We start from the raw sequence: 1,086 nt of genomic DNA on the forward strand, positions 1-1,086 counted from the left end.
GTAAAGTCGAGCGGTTTTACACCGGCAGCAACACGAGAAGGATAAGACATTGTCAGCGCAATTGGTGTTGCCATATCTGGCTCTCCCATTTGCGCCAGTACCGAACCATCACGATACTGAACCATTGAATGGATCACGGATTGCGGGTGAATAATCACTTTTAACTGGTCACGAGCCGCATTGAATAGCCATTTTGCTTCAATGTACTCAAGACCTTTATTCATCATAGTCGCAGAATCGACCGAAATCTTTGGCCCCATAGACCAGTTAGGGTGCGCGATTGCCTGTGCTGGCGTTACGCTGTCGAGATCGGCAATGTCAGCGTAACGGAATGGACCGCCAGATCCGGTTAACAGAATACTAGAAATGCCATGCTCATCTAAGTTACAGCGGCCAAGATTGGTTTGAACTTGCTGTGGTAGGCACTGGAAAATAGCATTATGTTCACTGTCTACTGGCAGCAACTCTGCCCCGTATTGTTCAACGGCATCAATAAACAACTGCCCAGACATGACAAGCGCTTCTTTATTCGCCAGCAATACGCGCTTGCCCGCTTTAACGGCCGCCATGGTTGGCAACAAACCCGCTGCACCAACGATGGCTGCCATTACGCTATCTACTTCTTCTAATGAAGCCACATGACAAAGTGCATCAACACCACCTAACACTTCTGTATTTGGTGAAATGGTGTGGATTTCTGATTGCAGAGCAACAGCCGCAGCCTTATCCGCCATTACCGCGAATTTAGGCTGCCATTGGCGACAAAGTGCCACCATCTTTTCAACGTTAGTGCCAGCCGCTAGTGCGACCACAGAAAACAGCTCTGGGTTTTGTTCAACCACTTTTAAGGTGCTTGCACCTATTGTGCCTGTTGCACCAAGAAGCGTTAACTTTTGCATGATGTAAGACCGTTAGAAAAATTCAGGAGCGATGAAGCCGCTCCCGATAAATTAGAATACGTAGTATAGAAGAGCAAAGACTGGAAATGCAGCAGTCAGGCTATCGATGCGATCTAATACGCCACCGTGGCCTGGAATGATGTTACTGCTGTCTTTGATGCCAGAAACACGCTTAAACATGCTTTCG

Annotated in this window: 2 protein-coding genes; both read right to left on the minus strand. The window is 47.7% G+C overall.

The annotated features are described in order from the left end of the window. On the minus strand, window positions 1–899 hold an 899-nt coding region (gene ispC, locus R8269_RS25815; protein ID WP_318222986.1), incomplete at its 3' end, for a 1-deoxy-D-xylulose-5-phosphate reductoisomerase. Window positions 900–950: 51 nt separating this feature from the next. Then, on the minus strand, window positions 951–1,086 hold a 136-nt coding region (locus R8269_RS25820), incomplete at its 5' end, for a phosphatidate cytidylyltransferase (protein WP_318145689.1).

Source organism: Vibrio sp. Vb0667 (genome assembly GCF_033391095.1).